The following is a 16771-nucleotide window of genomic DNA, read 5'->3' as shown; positions in this document are numbered from 1 at the left end:
GGCAGGAAAGCACGCTTTCCCCCGCTGCCGCCCGACTTGCATGTGTTAGGCCTGCCGCCAGCGTTCAATCTGAGCCATGATCAAACTCTTCAATTAAAGTTTGATGCTCAAAGAATTACACTGTGTTCATTCGTAATGAATTAACTGTTCAGTCACTCTTCAAGACTTATATCTTTTTTCGCCTTCCGGCGTGGATAGTGTCTTGCGAGTGCCCACACAGATTGTCTGATTAATTTGTTAAAGAGCGTGGCAACCGGGAAAATCCTCCCGTGTTGCGAGGCTGCGTATCTTACGCTTTCCTCTGAGAGTGTCAAGCCTTATTTTTCAGGGCCTTTCACTTTGTCATCCCGACATGTTTGTGTGTTTGTCGTGACAACGGATGCGCATTATAGGGAGCCTTTAAATTTAGGCAAGCCTTTTTTGTGATTTTTTATTTGAACGATCACAATTTAGGCTAAAAGGCTATTTTTGCCTGTTTTTTATCACATTTGGTAGGTCTGCCAGGCTATTAATAACCAAGTCTGCGGCTTGTTCTGCTGCTTCTGTTACAGGTTTTCCTGTACGGACGAGGATCTTGGTTCCAACATTAGCGGCATTTGCTGCCAACATATCTTCTATTTTGTCTCCTACCATATAAGAAGCTGACATATCGATATGTAATGCTTGCTGTGCATCCAACAACATACCTGATTGTGGTTTACGACAATTGCAGTTCTTCTTATATTCTTCATCATTCCCTTCCGGGTGATGAGGGCAATAATAGATACCATCAAGATCGACGCCTCGGTCTGCTAATGACCAATCCATCCATTCTGTTAGCTGCATAAACTGATCTTCTGTAAAAATTTTACGTGCAATACCCGACTGATTTGTTACCAAGACCAGTGCATAGCCCATTTTCTTCAATTCAAGCATGGCTTCAATCACACCATCAATAAATTGAAAATTATCTATCTCATGTACATAGCCATGATCGATGTTAATCGTGCCGTCACGATCTAAAAATACGGCGGGAATACCTTGAGTCACCTGATTACTCCAAGAATGGATCAAGTAAACAGTATCGCATGATTTATTGCTGAATGAGAATGCAGCATTTAATTTATTCCCAGTTGACTTAGACGTCTAGACGCCTTAACATCCACTTTAATTCATGACTTGTTGAAATGTTCTCAAGTCATTCATCTATACATCTAATAAGAAAAAAATGATAAGACTGACTCAGATAAACAAGATATTTCAACAAGGCGCGCGTTCAATCAAAGCGCTTTCAGATATCAACTTACATGTCCCACAGGGGCAAATATATGGCGTCATCGGTTCTTCCGGTGCGGGAAAAAGTACCTTAATTCGCTGTGTGAATATGCTCGAACGCCCAACTTCCGGTCAGGTATTAGTTGCAGGGCAAGATCTCACTTCTCTTTCAGAAGGTGAACTAACTCGCGCACGTCGCCATATTGGCATGATTTTCCAACATTTTAATTTACTGTCATCCAGAACAGTATTTGACAATGTTGCGTTACCTTTAGAATTGAACAACACGCCAAAAGCTGAAATAAAGGCTAAGGTTAATGAATTACTGGAGTTGGTTGGCCTTGCTGATAAGCATGACGCGTATCCTGCCAATCTGTCTGGTGGTCAAAAACAACGCGTCGCTATTGCCCGGGCACTTGCGAACTCACCGAAAGTACTTTTGTGTGACGAAGCCACCAGCGCATTGGATCCAGCAACAACGCGTTCTATTCTGGAACTATTAAAAGACATTAACCGCCGTTTGGGGTTAACCATTCTTTTGATCACCCATGAAATGGATGTGGTTAAGCGCATCTGTGATCAAGTTGCAGTCATTAGTGGCGGCCAATTGATCGAGCAAGATGTTGTTAGTGCAATATTTTCGCATCCTAAGACTCCGGTGGCTCAAGAATTTATCAAATCTACACTGCACTTGGACATTCCTGGAGATTACTTACAAAAGTTACAGCCGGAATCTGCGCCTGATCGCAGTCCATTATTGAAGTTGGAATTCACTGGTAAATCTGTTGATGCACCTTTAATTTCCATGGCAGTTCGCCGCTTTAATATCGATATCAGCATATTAAGTTCCCAAATTGATTACGCCGGTGGCGTTAAATTTGGTGTTATGCTGGCTGAGTTGGATGGAGAAGGCGATAGCATCGAATCAACAATTGAATTTTTAGAAGCGCATCATGTGAAAGTAGAGGTTCTCGGTTATGTCTGAAGGAATGATTTTATTATTAGCTAAAGGAGTCTGGGAAACCCTCGTAATGACTTTCGTTTCTGGTTTCTTTGGCTTTGTGATTGGGTTGCCGGCTGGTGTACTTTTATATGTTACCCGTCCTGGGCAGGTTATTGAAAATGGCACACTTTATCGCATACTTTCTGCATTGGTAAATATTACTCGTTCAATACCTTTCATTATTCTGTTGGTATGGATGATTCCATTTACCCGTTTGATCGTAGGCACATCCATTGGTTTGCAAGCGGCGATTGTTCCGCTGACTGTAGGGGCGGCACCTTTTATTGCACGCATGGTGGAAAATACATTATTGGAGATTCCGACAGGCTTAATTGAAGCGGCGCGAGCGATGGGTGCAACTCCATTCCAAATTGTTAAAAAGATTCTGTTGCCGGAAGCACTGCCAGGTTTAATTAATGCTGCCACCATTACCTTAATTACTTTAGTCGGTTATTCCGCAATGGGTGGGGCTGTTGGTGCAGGCGGTCTGGGCCAGATTGGCTATCAGTATGGTTATATCGGCTATGATGCAACAGTCATGAATACCGTATTAGCATTACTGGTTGTTTTAGTGTTCTTGATTCAATTAGGTGGCGATCATTTAGTCAAGACCGTTAATCGTAAATAGCATTATTTCAAATAAGGAGCCAATAATGGCTCCGCTTACAAGGCTTATACCTAAAAACCTCATTGTAGTAGTACTTGTAATAGGTAGTCGTACTTGTAATAGGTAGTACACAGTAGCTTGATAAGACAGGTTATAAATCAGTATTCAATAGGGGTGAAAATATGTCAGTAAAATTGAAATCCATTGCAGTAATCGGCGCTTTATTAGGTTCATTAATTATTGCTGGTTGCGGCCAGGAGCAACGTGATCCGAACCATATCAAGGTTGGAGTTATTGCAGGGCCTGAGCTTCAAGTTGCTGAAGTTGCCAAACAAGTTGCTAAAGATAAATATGGCCTTGATGTTGAGCTGACAACATTCAATGACTATGTTTTACCAAATGAGTCACTGAGCAAGGGAGATATTGATGTGAATGTCTTCCAGCATAAGCCTTATCTAGATCGACAAATGAAAGAACGTAACTACAAACTGGCTATTGTTGGTAACTCTTTCATCTTCCCAATGGCGGCCTATTCCAAGAAAATTAAATCGTTAGATGAATTGCAGGATGGTTCTCAAATTGCTGTCCCCAACGATCCAACCAATTTAGGTCGTTCACTACTGTTATTACAAAAACAGGGTTTAATCACTTTGAAAGAGGGTGTTGGTCTGCTGCCAACCATTCTGGACATTACCGGCAATCCTAAGCACTTGGATATCGTTCAGTTGGAAGGACCTCAATTACCACGCTCACTGGATGATCAGAAAATTGTTTTTGCTATCATCAATAACACTTATGCAGGGCAGATTGGTTTGACCCCAGAGCAAGATGGGATCTTTGTTGAAGATAAAGATTCACCTTACGTCAATCTCATCGTTAGCCGTGAAGACAATAAAGATGCCGAAAATGTGCAAAAATTCGTGAAAGCATACCAATCTCCAGAAGTAGAACAAGAAGCACAAAAAGTCTTTAAAGGCGGAGCAATAAAAGGCTGGTAATCTTTCATATTCAGTCAATCAAGATTAAAATTATCGGGCGGGTATTTTTATATCCGCCCATTTTCGTTTGGGAGAAACAAACGACTTTATCGTAGTTTCAATCAATAAGATTAAACCTGTCCTCACTGACTCTATCAATATAAGGATTCAACTCGATGCGTGTGTTACCTATCTGTTTCATGGCGCTCTTTATGGTGGGGTGTACTTCACTATCAACTCAGGTCGATAAACCCAGTACATCAGATTCGAAGTTGAAACGTCAGTCAGTCAAGAAAAGCAAAACACCATCTTATGTCCATCTATACACCAAAACAGATGAGCTGTTAGGTTTACCATTTAAAGATTTAGGTATTGTAGCCGGGGAATCCTGCCGCAGTACGTTACAAGATCCCCCTGCCAGCATTGCAATTGCCCGGCAAAACATGCTGGCAAAAGCAAATTATCTAAACGCTAACGCGGTCTTACTTCATAAATGTGCGATCTTACCTGGTCAGGGTTGCTACCAAATTGCCATTTGTGAAGGTTCAGCCCTGCTAACAACCAACAAGTAATTATTATTAAAAAACGCCCATGGCAGATTTTCATTTTACGCAAATTGGAACCATTCATTCTCCTTACAAAGAGAAGTTTGCCATTCCCCGTCAACCGGGTTTGGTGGAAGATGGTACAGGACAATTAGAATTGCTTGCTCCTTATAATCAGGTTGATGCAATACGCGGGCTGGAGCAATTCAGTCATTTATGGATCATTTTCGTTTTTCACCAAACCATGAACGGCGGCTGGAATCCATTAGTGCGCCCTCCCCGTTTGGGGGGAAATGCCAAAATGGGCGTATTTGCCACTCGTTCAACCTTCCGCCCAAATCCGATAGGCATGTCCTTGGTAGAATTGAAAGGGATTCAACACGCTAACAATCGTATTATCCTGGAACTTGGCAGTTTGGATTTAGTGGATGGTACACCCGTGATAGATATCAAACCTTATTTACCTTTTGCCGAATCACGTCCAGAAGCTAAAGCAGGATTTGCCCAATCAGCACCAATTGCTGATATGAAAATCAATTTCTCGGCAGAAGCGGAATACCAACTTTTATCCCATCAAGCCAATTATCCTCATTTGCGACGTTTTATTAGCCAGATATTAGCGCAAGATCCTCGCCCGGCCTACCGTAAGAAAGAACAAGAAAACCGAATATATGCCGCCCATATATTGGATTTCAATGTCCGTTGGTTGGTGAATGACACCATGACAGAAGTGGTTTCTATTGAACACCGCTAAAACCACTTTTGACATCGCAAGCTCGCTGGTAGACTAGCGGTTTATTTTTATTTTCTGGGCAGGGTGGCGCTACTTGCCGCCCAGAAGCAATTTGCTATCCAATGGAAACTTATATGCGTACTAGCCAATATCTGCTCTCTACTTTAAAAGAGACGCCTGCTGATGCAGAAGTAGTCAGTCATAAACTGATGCTTCGTGCCGGAATGATCCGTAAACTCGCTTCAGGTTTGTACAACTGGATGCCGACAGGTGTCCGCGTGTTGAAAAAAGTTGAAAACATTGTTCGTGAAGAGATGAACAATGCGGGAGCGATTGAGGTTTCCATGCCGGTAGTTCAGCCAGCAGATTTGTGGCAGGAAAGTGGCCGTTGGGAACAATATGGTCCAGAATTACTGCGTTTTGTTGATCGTGGTGAACGTCCTTTCGTTTTGGGGCCAACCCATGAAGAAGTGATCACCGATTTGGTTCGCAACGAAGTCACCTCATATAAACAGCTTCCGCTGAATCTGTTCCAAATCCAGACCAAATTCCGTGACGAAGTTCGCCCACGTTTCGGTGTTATGCGTTCACGTGAATTTATCATGAAAGATGCCTATTCTTTCCACACCAGCCAAGCGTCTCTGCAAGAGACTTACGATAAGATGTATGCTGCTTACAGCAAAATCTTTACCCGTATTGGTCTGGATTTCCGCGCGGTTCTGGCAGATACCGGCTCAATTGGTGGAAATGCCTCTCATGAATTCCAGGTTCTGGCAGCCAGCGGTGAAGATGATATCGTATTTTCAACCGAATCTGACTATGCAGCTAATATTGAGTTGGCGGAAGCGGTTATGCCATCTCAGGAACGTGCAGCTCCATCTGAGGAAATGCGTCTGGTTGATACACCAAACGCAAAAACTATTGCTGAGTTGGTTGAACAATTCAACTTACCAATTGAAAAAACAGTCAAGACGCTGATCGTTCATGCTGCGGAAGAGAGCGGACATAAGTTAGTTGCTTTGCTGGTACGTGGTGATCATGAACTAAATGAAATCAAAGCAGAAAAACTGCCTCTGGTCGCTAGCCCACTGAACTTCGCGACTGAAGAAGAAATTCGTGCCATTGTAAACGCAGGCCCCGGCTCTTTAGGCCCTGTAAACCTGCCTATGCCTGTTATTATTGATCGTAGTGTATCCATCATGAGTGATTTCGGTGCAGGTGCCAACGTTGATGGCAAACACTACTTTGGTATTAACTGGGAGCGCGATCTGCCAGTGCCAGAAGTGGCTGATATCCGTAATGTCGTTGAAGGTGACGCCAGCCCGGATGGCAAAGGTACACTATTAATCAAACGTGGTATTGAAGTTGGTCATATCTTCCAATTGGGAACCAAGTACTCTGATGCCCTGAAAGCGACAGTACAAAACGAAGACGGGCACAATCAAGTTGTCAGCATGGGATGCTACGGTATTGGTGTAACCCGTATCGTTGCTGCCGCCATTGAACAAAATCATGACGACCGTGGCATTATCTGGCCAAATGCGATTGCTCCGTTCCAGGTAGCAATTCTGCCAATGAATATGCACAAATCTTATCGAGTAAAAGAAGTCGCTGAAAAATTATATGCGGACTTGCGTGCCAACGGTATTGATGTGATTTTTGATGATCGCAAAGAACGCCCTGGTGTTATGTTTGCTGACATGGAACTGATTGGCGTACCACATACTCTGGTTATCGGTGATCGCAATTTAGATAACGATGAGATCGAATACAAATACCGTCGCAGTGGCGATAAGCAGATGCTGAAACTGGAAAATGTTGTTGAATATCTGAAAGGGCAAATTCAACAAGCTTAATTTCACTTACGAGCAGTAACTCAGTAAAAGCATTAGCTTAAATTGAAAAAACCTGCGTATTTATCGCGCAGGTTTTTTTATGTGTCTCTGTTATGCGTTATTTTTTTGTATTGCAAGAAGATGACTTATCAAAACGGATTTTGCCTGTTTGGATCACTGAATTATCAAACAAACCATCTTCCATTGAAGGGCGCAACGTGTAGTAACCCTCAACTTCCACATAAACTGGGGTTCCACCTTCCACACCCATGGCACTGTAACCACGTTCCAAGTCAATATTTTCAGAAGCATCATAACGTTTGCCGGTACGGCATTCCGTAAAAAGGGCTGAATCAGCAAAATAGCTGTATTCTCCTGCCAATTTTTTCGGAGTTACCTTGACCAACTCATAGTTAAGTTTCGATTCGATTGGCTCGCCGTTGGTATCCAGCATAACCAAGCTTTCATCTTTCATTTGGTAATAAGATTTTTTGCCCTCTTCATTGCTCAATGTAACTTTTTTACCCTTTATTACCCACTTCCCTGTTTCGAAGAAAGTATTTTCCTCACTTTTAGCTTCCAGATAAGACTGCCCCAATATATAGGTCCCATCTTTGGCAAGCTGTAAGGTAGTGTCGATACCTGCGCAATCTGCACAAGGGATAACACCATTAAACACTTTCTCAGTTGGTAACGTCTTACCCTGAGATACATTGCTCGTCTGCAATGCCGGGTTATTCTGCAACATGGAGCTGTCCTGACATCCAACCGATGTAAATACTCCCGCAGCTAACAATACAAATAAAATTTTCTTATTCATCATCATTTAAACCCAATCAATTCAAAAGGATATCTAATCAATTTCGAGTTACAGTACAACCAACGAAATAGCAACTTGAAGGATAGAGGGTATAGCCCATTTTTTATAACGTCCACTCCCTACAAAACATGAGCCTTAAGTAACAAAATTGACGCTACTTTACCGCATCCCAAAATACTCAGTGAGAAAAATCAAATTTTATGGCGTAATTTCATTGCCTGATGATGAGGGACAGGTTTAATCTACTCCTAATTTCAACGCAATCCCCACAGACGTATTTAGTAATCACGGTAGATTACTGTGCTATAGTCGTAGGTAGCATTTTTTGCGTTTGAGTTTGGTCAATCACGGGCGGCATGATCACCGCCAGTAACATAGTGGTGAGCAAATATGTTTATAGATACTGAATATCAACCAATTAACTGTGACGATTACGATAACCTTGAACTAGCTTGCCAACGCCAGCTTCATTTGCAGATCCAATTGCGAGATGGTGAAATATTTGAAGGAGAAGCTAAGGAATTGATTTTAAGAAAAAAAGTTGAATATCTCCTCATTGAATCAAAAGAAGAATCCCGTGAATTAAGGTTAGATCACATTATCAGTTTCAGCAATCCAGAAATTGGAACCATTGTTATTGAGCATTCTTCATTGTGATAGTAACTTACGATAATAATAGTAATTAACATGTAGAAAATTTCTACTACACTAGAACAAAAGTCCTCACTTAATACGAGGACTTTATTGTTCAGTCATTCTCTTTCATATAAACCCGTTATTACATCAAAACTGTCATCACAGTCGATCAGTCGATGCGTACATGCTTAATGTGCACCATTCCAAGGGCCTGTTCCTAGGCCTCCAGAAATAACTGATGATATTCCTGCACCAAAGAAGCGTTACATGACTTACTGCCAAAATACGATTTGAAATTTATTGGACATGAATATAAATTGAAGCTGATATTTCAACCCCCTTACTCTGAATTGTAAGAAAAATCCTCTTTATTTTTTACCAATCAACCTCCTCCAACAGAGATATTATTTATACCTGTCGTTTTTCAAATTTCAACTTTGTTGGCTACGCTGTACCTTGAAATATATTGGGTATATATTCAATAAAAAATCAAACGTTAATATAATAACAGCAAAGCATTTTATTCTATTGGTGCCCACCGACCGCTTCCGGCACCTGTGGATACCACTGTCGAGAGCCCTGCCCCTACAAAGCTTCCCAAAAATGAGTTTTTCTTATCAAAAAACATGATTATTGAGGCAGTAACATTTGAAGCGTGCCAAAAATTATCTGTATTATCAATCAACCCATCATAATTACTGGTATAAACCGTCCCCAAATATTTTCCCTTACCTGGAGTACCCAATACACCCGCCGAACCATTAAAAGTCACGTTATTACCTAAAACCACTTCTAAGGAAGCATATAACACGTAGCAAGTAAGCGAAAATTCTGCACTGTAAAAATCTTTTTTATCACTTAAAAGAAATTCTTTACTTATTTCATCAATTTTACTTTGCTCTAACTTACCTTTCATATCATTGCAGAATGTAGTCAAAGATTGTAATTTAACTTCATGTTCATTAAATTCAGATTTCATTATAATTCACCTTATTTAGAATAAATAACACTATCTCTAATTTTAAAAAAATTATTTAAAATGATAGATAAAATACCATCCCTGCCTTGAAATTTACTTTCGCTTTATCACATCAAAATTTTCTTTATATTTTTAAAGATAGTACATATTTATTTATTTTCAATATGAAATTATATCATTTGAAATCACAATGCTTTTACATCTCACATTTTTTAGACTTAAAAATCACATATTCTGTTGAATTTAATCAATAAAAAAGATTGCATCAGAAATAACGCAATCTCTCAAGTCAGCAAAATTGTTATCCAAATTTCTGTCAATGTAATAACAGCTACATTCTTCAATGTGGTGTAGGGTTTTTATTCCAATAAACGATAACCCCCATGTCATCAACCAAACATTGCCCTTCTTTGGTGACAAAAACCCCCAGTGCCGCAATCAGCTTATCGCCATAATAAAGCAGTGGAACCCTCTCCCTGAGCCAAGGGGCAACACCAAACTCCTGCCACAATTTTTTACTATGGCGAGAATGCTGCCGCCCCACGATACTGATATTTCCCTGAACACCAAAACGAATTGTCACTTGTTCATTATTATCAGGAGCTCTTACTCTTATACCGTTTTCTTCCGCCCGAACCAGCGTTCCCAATCCATCAGGCAACGCCAGTTCCTGTTCTATATCCCACTCAAGAACCGTTCCCGCCAAAAATTGATGCTGAGGAACCAGCCATAGTTGCTGTCGATAACGACGAATATGATATTGCCCCAATTTAAAGCAAGGCTCTGCATCCTGCCGGGCGAGCGCTACTTCTGACCAAATCCGTTGAAGCTGCTCCCGCGCAGGCATTTTTACACCATGCTGGTTGAACCATCGGCGCAACAATGCGTTACGTTTAGCTTCAGAACACCTTTCCAAAGGTGGAATGGAAATCGCACCTTCCAATGTGGTTAGTGAGTTCAATGATTCACTCAGCAGTTCATCCAACAATCTTTCTTGTTCCCCACATAAACCTGCACTGCGGGAAACGGCTTGCGGGAAATGAGGCCAACGCTGGTTGAGTAGTGGCATAATATGCAGGCGTAAGAAATTGCGATCATAACGATCATCCTGATTGCTATCGTCCTCAATCCATTTCAACTCCTGCTCCTGCGCATATGCTTCTAATTCTGCCCGGCCAGCATTCAATAGTGGACGAATTAATGTCGTTTCAGCAAATGGCATACAAAAAGGCATGGAAGATAACCCGGCAGGGCCACTTCCCCGCTTCAATGCCAACAAAAATGTTTCTGCCTGATCATCAAGATGTTGTGCTGTTGCCAGGATTTCACCCTGCTGTAGTTCACGTTGAAAAGATTGGTAACGGGCATCTCTGGCCGCAGCCTCAACGCCATTCCGCCGGATATCCAAACTCACTTTTTCAGTTCGAAAATCAACCTGCCAGTCAATACAAATCTGACGACAATGTTCGACCCACAAATCCGCCTTTGCATTTAAACCATGATGGATATGGATTGCCCTTAAGGCCATCGGCTCACAATTTTGTTGCTGATAATTCTGTTGCTGATATTCAGTTCGCAGACGAACCAGCAAATGTAACAATACGGTGGAATCCAATCCACCGCTAAACCCAACCAAAATCTTTTTATGTGGTTCAATTTGTTCTGCCAACATCGTCAGCAGAGGATCATGAGTATTTGTCATTACGGACTCAAGCCTTCTTCATATCTGCCAGATCAGTCTTCAATCAAATCATCCATTGACTTCTTCCCTTCGGGATCGTTACCTTTGGCCCGGATACAAAGAAGCCCAGAGATGATAACAAGCGCTAATCCCACCACATAAGCAGGAACAAAAGCATCACCGAAAAACAGAATAATCCACATCATCGACAAGACGGGTGATAAAAATAAGATTGAAGCTATTTTATGAGAATCCGGGCTGCTCATGGCCTTGAACCAAATAATATAGGAAATACCATTCAGTATGATGCCATTAAGCAAGGTTGGCATCAGTGCATCACCCTCAGGTAAGTTGATACTGCTGAAAGCGAACATAAATACTGCGGAAACTAATGTAGAAAAAATGAATACCCAAAGCGTGCTGATATAGGGATCAATAGCAAATTGTCTCGATAATACGGACATCAGCGCAAAACAAAATGAGCCACTAACTACCAGAAACAATGCCTGAGGATGTTCTACGGCAATCTCGGTTATATTGCCTTTCGTGAAGGTAATCACAACAGCCATGAACCCCATCACAATGCCAATCATCTGCCTAATGGACAATCTTTCTTTGAACAGAAAAAACGATAAACCGATTATCATTAATGGCCAGCTATATTGAATAACTAAAACAGCAACACCATTCTCGATGGAATAACCATAATAAAGCAACAGATAGAAGAAACAGTCTAACGCGCCTAAAATCAACACCTTAAGCATAATTGGAAAAGGAATGTATAGCAGTTTCTTCCAGTTTCTCCCCATAATGAGAGCAACAACAAATACCGCTAAAACAGACAGGACATTTGACCAGAATAAATATTGGAAATGATCCATCTCTTTCTGACCAAAACGCGCTATAGAAGGAATAAAACTCCAGATAAACACGCAAGAGAACGCATAAATAATATATTTATATTTAGCCATAGAAAAACTCAACTTGTTATTTTAAAGCCCAACAACTGAGGCCCCAAATCCATCCCAATATCCCTGAAAATGATAATACCAGATGGCAAAGAACGTGATGGTTTCACCCGCCATAAACAACAAAACAGGTGGAAATACTGAGGAATTATCACTCCTCAGTGCTTTCCACCTGCTATTAGTCATATTGAAAATAAAGCTGTAACTATCCAAAAATAGTTATCAATAAAACAGCTTTCAGAGCCCTGTTTTCTAAGCTCAGCAGTAACCGTATTGCATTAAACGCTCATAACGACGGTTAACTAACTCTTCGCTGCCTAGTTCACTCAACTCAGAAAGATCAGCTAACAATTGCGTTTTTAATGTCTCAGCTATCTCTTCATAATTACGGTGTGCACCACCCAATGGCTCTGGAATAACAGTATCAATCAGTTTTAACTCTTTCAGGCGTGGGGCTGTATTTCCCATCGCTTCTGCTGCCAATGGCGCTTTTTCAGCACTTTTCCACAAAATGGAAGCACAACCTTCAGGAGAAATGGTCGAGAAGGTGCTGTATTGCAGCATGTTTATTTTATCGCCCACACTGAGCGCCAATGCACCACCAGAGCCTCCTTCACCGATAACCGTACAAATCACCGGCACAGAGAGGCGGGACATCTCACGCAAGTTACGGGCAATCGCTTCTGATTGGCCACGCTCTTCTGCCCCCACACCAGGATATGCGCCAGGAGTATCAATGAAGGTAATGATTGGCAATTTAAAACGCTCTGCCATTTCCATCAATCTCAACGCCTTGCGATAGCCTTCCGGTGATGGCATACCGAAGTTACGACGGATTTTTTCTTTCGTTTCCCGGCCCTTCTGGTGACCAATGATCATAACCGGACGACCATCAATACGCGCCAATCCGCCCACAATTGCCTTATCATCAGCATAGGCGCGATCACCCGCCAATTCTTCGAAATCGGTAAAAATGTGTTTAATATAATCTAGCGTATAGGGACGCAGAGGATGGCGTGATAATTGAGATATTTGCCATGCCCCCAAATCAGAGAAAATCTTGCGAGTCAGCTCTAGGCTTTTTTCCCGCAGACGCTGGACTTCTTCATCCAGATTTATATCTAGCTTTTCATCTTGACGGCTAACTGCGGTGAGCGAATCAATTTTCGCTTCCAGCTCGGCAATCGGCTGTTCAAAATCCAGAAAATTCAGACTCATAACGTTCCTATCTTAGTCAAATTCTAATTCTACCTGCTCGTTACCCAGCAGAGTTCGCAGATCTGTCAAAAGGGTGTCCGTTGGCGTTACCCGCCATGTTGCCCCGAATCGTAAACGGGCACGGGCATCTACCCGCTGATAATAAAGATGAACCGGTATCGTACCTGAACGATGTGGCTCCAATACACCACGAAGACGGTTCAATAATTGCTCATCAATTTGCCTGTCTGACAGCGAGATAGCAAGCCCACGTGCAAACTTTTCACGTGCCTCACTGATATCCATTAATTCACGAACCGTCATTTTAAGCCCACCGCTAAAGTCATCAAAGCTGACTTGTCCGGTAGCAATCAAAATTTTATCCTGCTCTAATAAATGCTGATATCTTTCCAACGCATCAGAAAACAGCATGATTTCCAGCCGTCCTGAACGATCATCCAAGGTGCTGATACCAATGCGGTTACCCCGTTTGGTTGTCACTATTTTGGATGCCAACACCAAACCTACCACTGTCGTTACCTGACCACGAGGTGTCGGGTTCACATCTTTTAGACGCAACCCATTTGTATATCGTTCAATCTCTTTTAAATAACTTGTGATCGGGTGACCCGTTAAATACAGCCCAAGCGTTTCTCTCTCACCATCCAGAACAACCTGATCCGGCCATTTTGGCGTACTGGCATATGAACGCTCAACCTCTTCTGGCTCTTCAGCCAACACACCAAACATATCCGTTTGCCCAATAGCCTCCGCTTTGGCGTGTTGGTCAGCCGCTTTCAGTGCATCTTCCAGAGAAGACATCAACGCCGCACGGTGTGGCCCCAACCTGTCAAAAGCGCCGGACATGATTAGCTTTTCCATCACACGACGGCTGAGTTTTTTAATGTCAGCACGCGCGCACAGGTCAAAGAGTTCCTTGAAATGCCCTCCTTTCTGGCGAGCCTCGATAATGGCCTCAATCGGCCCTTCACCTACACCCTTGATCGCACCAATGCCATAAACAATTTCACCTTCATCATTAACGTGGAAGTGATACAGACCACTATTGATATCCGGTGGCAAGACTTTAAGTCCCATGCGCCAGCATTCATCCACCAGCCCAACGACTTTTTCGGTGTTATCCATATCCGCCGTCATCACGGCTGCCATAAATTCTGCCGGATAGTGAGCCTTCAACCATAAAGTCTGATAAGAAACCAGCGCATAAGCTGCGGAGTGAGATTTGTTGAAGCCATAACCCGCGAATTTCTCCACCAAATCGAAGATTTTCATCGAGAGTTCGCCATCAACACCCTGTTTTATTGCTCCCTCTTCAAATACTGAACGCTGTTTAGCCATCTCCTCTGGCTTTTTCTTACCCATTGCACGACGAAGCATATCTGCACCGCCAAGGGTATAGCCCGCCAATACCTGAGCAATCTGCATCACCTGTTCCTGATACAGGATGATGCCATACGTTGGTTCCAATACGGGTTTTAAGGTTTCATGTTGCCATTCAACATCAGGATAGGAGATCTCTTCCCGCCCATGTTTCCGGTCAATAAAGTTATCCACCATGCCGGATTGCAATGGCCCGGGGCGGAACAGCGCCACCAATGCGATCATGTCCTCAAAACAGTCGGGACGCAGGCGTTTGATCAGATCTTTCATCCCACGGGATTCAAGCTGGAACACGGCCGTGGTTTCAGAGCGTTGCAGCATATCGAAACTTTTCTGGTCATCCAGCGGGATGGCCGCAATATCAATCGGCTCCAAATCCTTTTTAGCACGGCGCGCATTAACCATCTCAAGTGCCCAGTTGATGATGGTCAGGGTTCTCAGGCCAAGGAAGTCAAACTTAACCAGCCCCGCATATTCCACGTCGTTCTTGTCAAATTGGGTAACGGGGTTTTGCCCTTCGGGATCGCAGTAAATCGGCGCAAAATCAGTGATTTTGGTCGGTGCAATAACAACACCACCCGCATGTTTACCTGCGTTACGGGTGACACCTTCCAATTTACGCGCCATGTCGATCAGCGCCTTGACCTCTTCATCCGCTTCATAAATTTCAGGCAGTTGAGGTTCCGCCACGAAAGCTTTTTCCAGCGTCATGCCGGGATCAGGCGGCACCAGTTTTGATATGCGATCGACAAACCCGTATGGATGCCCAAGTACACGCCCGACGTCACGGATAACCGCTTTTGCTGCCATTGTACCGAAGGTGATAATCTGCGATACCGCATCTCGCCCGTACATATCGGCAACATGGTCAATCACCTGATCACGTTTTTCCATACAGAAATCGACATCGAAGTCAGGCATGGAAACACGTTCAGGGTTCAGGAAACGTTCGAACAGCAAGTCGAATTCCAATGGATCGAGATCGGTAATTTTCAACGCATAGGCGACAAGGGAACCCGCACCGGAACCACGTCCCGGCCCAACGGGAACACCGTTGTCTTTCGACCACTGGATAAACTCCATGACGATCAGGAAGTAACCGGGGAATCCCATCTGGTTGATAACTTTCAACTCAATATCCAGACGATCATCGTATCCCGGGCGTTTTTGTGCCCTGATTTCCGGATCGGGATAGAGAAACTCCAGACGCTCTTCCAGACCTTGTTTGGATTTTTTAATCAGGAAATCTTCGGTGCTCATGTCTCCCGTCGGAAATTGCGGAAGAAAGTATTCACCAAGACGGATCGTGACATTACAGCGTTTAGCAATTTCTACGCTATTTTGCAGCGCTTCCGGGATGTCGGAGAAAAGCTCGCACATCTCCTGTTCACTGCGCAGATATTGCTGAGGGCTGTAATTTTTCGGACGTTTTGGATCAGCCAGCGTATAGCCATCATGAATGGCAACCCGAATTTCATGTGCGTCGAAATCGGTACTTTCCAGAAAACAGACGTCATTGGTCGCGACAACCGGCACATTTTTTTCCGCTGCCAATTCGACAGCGGCATGAAGATAATTCTCTTCATCCTGACGTCCGGTGCGGATTAATTCAAGATAATAGCTATCTGGGAAATGTTCCTGATAAAAATCGAGGCACAGATCGACCATCGCCCGATTGCCACGCAGCAGGAATTTACCCACATCTCCCATGCGCCCGCCCGACAACAGGATCAGTCCGGCTTTCCGCGCTGCCAGCCATTCCCGTTTGATCGTCGGGCCAATGGCACCATAACCTTTTTGGTAAGCTTCAGAGATCAGCAAGGTCAGGTTTTGGTAACCTTCATTATTGCGAGCGAGGATCGTCAAATGGGCATATTCATCCCCTAACAGCTCACTTTCCACATAAAAATCAGCCCCGATAATCGGCTTGATACCCGCACCGTGAGCGCTGCCATAGAATTTCACCAATCCACATAAATTGGTGAAATCCGTAATTGCAAGAGCCGGCATACCCAATTTGGCGACTTTTTTTACCAATGGCCCCGTTTTAGCCAAGCCATCGATCATTGAATAGTCGCTGTGAACACGTAAGTGTACAAAACGTGGTTCTGTCATAATCTGCCCAGACATTTATT

The 16771-nt window shown here is 43.1% G+C and carries 14 protein-coding genes and 1 rRNA gene; 7 read left to right on the top strand and 8 right to left on the bottom strand.

Translation table 11 applies throughout. The features are described from left to right. Together Xenpb_RS14180 and gmhB are read right to left on the bottom strand one after the other, a co-directional pair. Positions 1-96, bottom strand: a 16S ribosomal RNA gene (locus Xenpb_RS14180); the annotation flags it as partial. Positions 97-462: 366 nt separating this feature from the next. Next, on the bottom strand, positions 463-1029 hold the full coding sequence (gene gmhB, locus Xenpb_RS14175; RefSeq protein ID WP_187654913.1) for a D-glycero-beta-D-manno-heptose 1,7-bisphosphate 7-phosphatase: 567 nt from the start codon (positions 1027-1029) through the stop codon (positions 463-465). Positions 1030-1207: 178 nt separating this feature from the next. Here gmhB and metN point away from each other — a divergent pair, with 178 nt between their 5' ends. The 6 genes from metN (at position 1208) to proS (ending at position 6975) form a co-directional block, all read left to right on the top strand. Beyond that, positions 1208-2239 (top strand): methionine ABC transporter ATP-binding protein MetN, encoded by a 1032-nt coding sequence (gene metN / locus Xenpb_RS14170; RefSeq protein ID WP_187654912.1) that lies wholly within the window; start codon positions 1208-1210, stop codon positions 2237-2239. Next, positions 2232-2885 carry a methionine ABC transporter permease MetI gene (locus Xenpb_RS14165; protein WP_187654911.1) on the top strand — a complete coding sequence of 218 codons (654 nt, stop codon included), beginning with the start codon at positions 2232-2234 and terminating at the stop codon, positions 2883-2885. Before metN ends, Xenpb_RS14165 begins: the two co-directional genes overlap by 8 nt. A 161-nt stretch (positions 2886-3046) precedes the next feature. Then, a complete protein-coding gene (locus Xenpb_RS14160; protein WP_187654910.1) occupies positions 3047-3862 on the top strand; it encodes a MetQ/NlpA family lipoprotein in 816 nt (271 codons plus the stop codon). Between the two features lie 155 nt (positions 3863-4017). Then, complete coding sequence (gene rcsF / locus Xenpb_RS14155; RefSeq protein ID WP_187654909.1) at positions 4018-4413, top strand: Rcs stress response system protein RcsF; 396 nt, start codon at positions 4018-4020, stop codon at positions 4411-4413. 19 nt (positions 4414-4432) lie between these two features. After that, positions 4433-5140 carry a tRNA (N6-threonylcarbamoyladenosine(37)-N6)-methyltransferase TrmO gene (tsaA, locus tag Xenpb_RS14150; RefSeq protein ID WP_187654908.1) on the top strand — a complete coding sequence of 236 codons (708 nt, stop codon included), beginning with the start codon at positions 4433-4435 and terminating at the stop codon, positions 5138-5140. Positions 5141-5253: 113 nt separating this feature from the next. Beyond that, positions 5254-6975 (top strand): proline--tRNA ligase, encoded by a 1722-nt coding sequence (gene proS, locus Xenpb_RS14145; RefSeq protein ID WP_187654907.1) that lies wholly within the window; start codon positions 5254-5256, stop codon positions 6973-6975. Positions 6976-7072: 97 nt separating this feature from the next. On the opposite strand, the gene nlpE is transcribed toward proS, so the two are convergent. Then, positions 7073-7774 (bottom strand): envelope stress response activation lipoprotein NlpE, encoded by a 702-nt coding sequence (gene nlpE, locus Xenpb_RS14140; RefSeq protein ID WP_187654923.1) that lies wholly within the window; start codon positions 7772-7774, stop codon positions 7073-7075. A 390-nt stretch (positions 7775-8164) separates the two neighbouring features. Here nlpE and rof point away from each other — a divergent pair, with 390 nt between their 5' ends. Then, on the top strand, positions 8165-8431 hold the full coding sequence (gene rof / locus Xenpb_RS14135; protein WP_187654906.1) for a Rho-binding antiterminator: 267 nt from the start codon (positions 8165-8167) through the stop codon (positions 8429-8431). Positions 8432-8930: 499 nt separating this feature from the next. Here the strand turns inward: rof and Xenpb_RS14130 are convergent, their stop codons facing one another. From Xenpb_RS14130 to dnaE, 5 genes are all read right to left on the bottom strand, one after another. Beyond that, positions 8931-9389, bottom strand: a complete 459-nt coding sequence (locus Xenpb_RS14130) for a VapA/VapB family virulence-associated protein (protein ID WP_187654905.1) — start codon at positions 9387-9389, stop codon at positions 8931-8933. A 340-nt stretch (positions 9390-9729) separates the two neighbouring features. Next, entirely contained in the window at positions 9730-11091 is a 1362-nt protein-coding gene (gene tilS / locus Xenpb_RS14125; protein ID WP_187654904.1) for a tRNA lysidine(34) synthetase TilS, read from the bottom strand. Between the two features lie 32 nt (positions 11092-11123). Then, positions 11124-12041, bottom strand: a complete 918-nt coding sequence (locus Xenpb_RS14120; protein ID WP_187654903.1) for a DMT family transporter — start codon at positions 12039-12041, stop codon at positions 11124-11126. A gap of 255 nt (positions 12042-12296) precedes the next feature. Further along, the gene (accA, locus tag Xenpb_RS14115) at positions 12297-13256 is read right to left on the bottom strand and encodes an acetyl-CoA carboxylase carboxyl transferase subunit alpha (RefSeq protein WP_187654902.1); all 960 of its coding nucleotides are present in this window, start codon (positions 13254-13256) and stop codon (positions 12297-12299) included. A 12-nt stretch (positions 13257-13268) separates the two neighbouring features. Beyond that, a complete protein-coding gene (dnaE, locus tag Xenpb_RS14110) occupies positions 13269-16751 on the bottom strand; it encodes a DNA polymerase III subunit alpha (RefSeq protein WP_187654901.1) in 3483 nt (1160 codons plus the stop codon). Positions 16752-16771: the final 20 nt, after the last annotated feature.

The organism is Xenorhabdus sp. PB62.4 (assembly GCF_014467285.1).
Lineage (GTDB): Bacteria > Pseudomonadota > Gammaproteobacteria > Enterobacterales > Enterobacteriaceae > Xenorhabdus.
The sequence above is the reverse complement of the archived record's forward strand: the minus strand, read 5'-3'. Positions and strand labels throughout refer to the sequence as shown.

Coding starts and splice junctions, on each gene's coding strand:
- metN (WP_187654912.1), top strand. CDS start 1,208: ATGATAAGACTGACTCAGATAAACAAGATATTTCAACAAGGCGCGCGT.
- Xenpb_RS14165 (WP_187654911.1), top strand. CDS start 2,232: ATGTCTGAAGGAATGATTTTATTATTAGCTAAAGGAGTCTGGGAAACC.
- Xenpb_RS14160 (WP_187654910.1), top strand. CDS start 3,047: ATGTCAGTAAAATTGAAATCCATTGCAGTAATCGGCGCTTTATTAGGT.
- rcsF (WP_187654909.1), top strand. CDS start 4,018: ATGCGTGTGTTACCTATCTGTTTCATGGCGCTCTTTATGGTGGGGTGT.
- tsaA (WP_187654908.1), top strand. CDS start 4,433: ATGGCAGATTTTCATTTTACGCAAATTGGAACCATTCATTCTCCTTAC.
- proS (WP_187654907.1), top strand. CDS start 5,254: ATGCGTACTAGCCAATATCTGCTCTCTACTTTAAAAGAGACGCCTGCT.
- nlpE (WP_187654923.1), bottom strand. CDS start 7,774: ATGAATAAGAAAATTTTATTTGTATTGTTAGCTGCGGGAGTATTTACA.
- rof (WP_187654906.1), top strand. CDS start 8,165: ATGTTTATAGATACTGAATATCAACCAATTAACTGTGACGATTACGAT.
- Xenpb_RS14130 (WP_187654905.1), bottom strand. CDS start 9,389: ATGAAATCTGAATTTAATGAACATGAAGTTAAATTACAATCTTTGACT.
- tilS (WP_187654904.1), bottom strand. CDS start 11,091: ATGACAAATACTCATGATCCTCTGCTGACGATGTTGGCAGAACAAATT.
- Xenpb_RS14120 (WP_187654903.1), bottom strand. CDS start 12,041: ATGGCTAAATATAAATATATTATTTATGCGTTCTCTTGCGTGTTTATC.
- accA (WP_187654902.1), bottom strand. CDS start 13,256: ATGAGTCTGAATTTTCTGGATTTTGAACAGCCGATTGCCGAGCTGGAA.
- dnaE (WP_187654901.1), bottom strand. CDS start 16,751: ATGACAGAACCACGTTTTGTACACTTACGTGTTCACAGCGACTATTCA.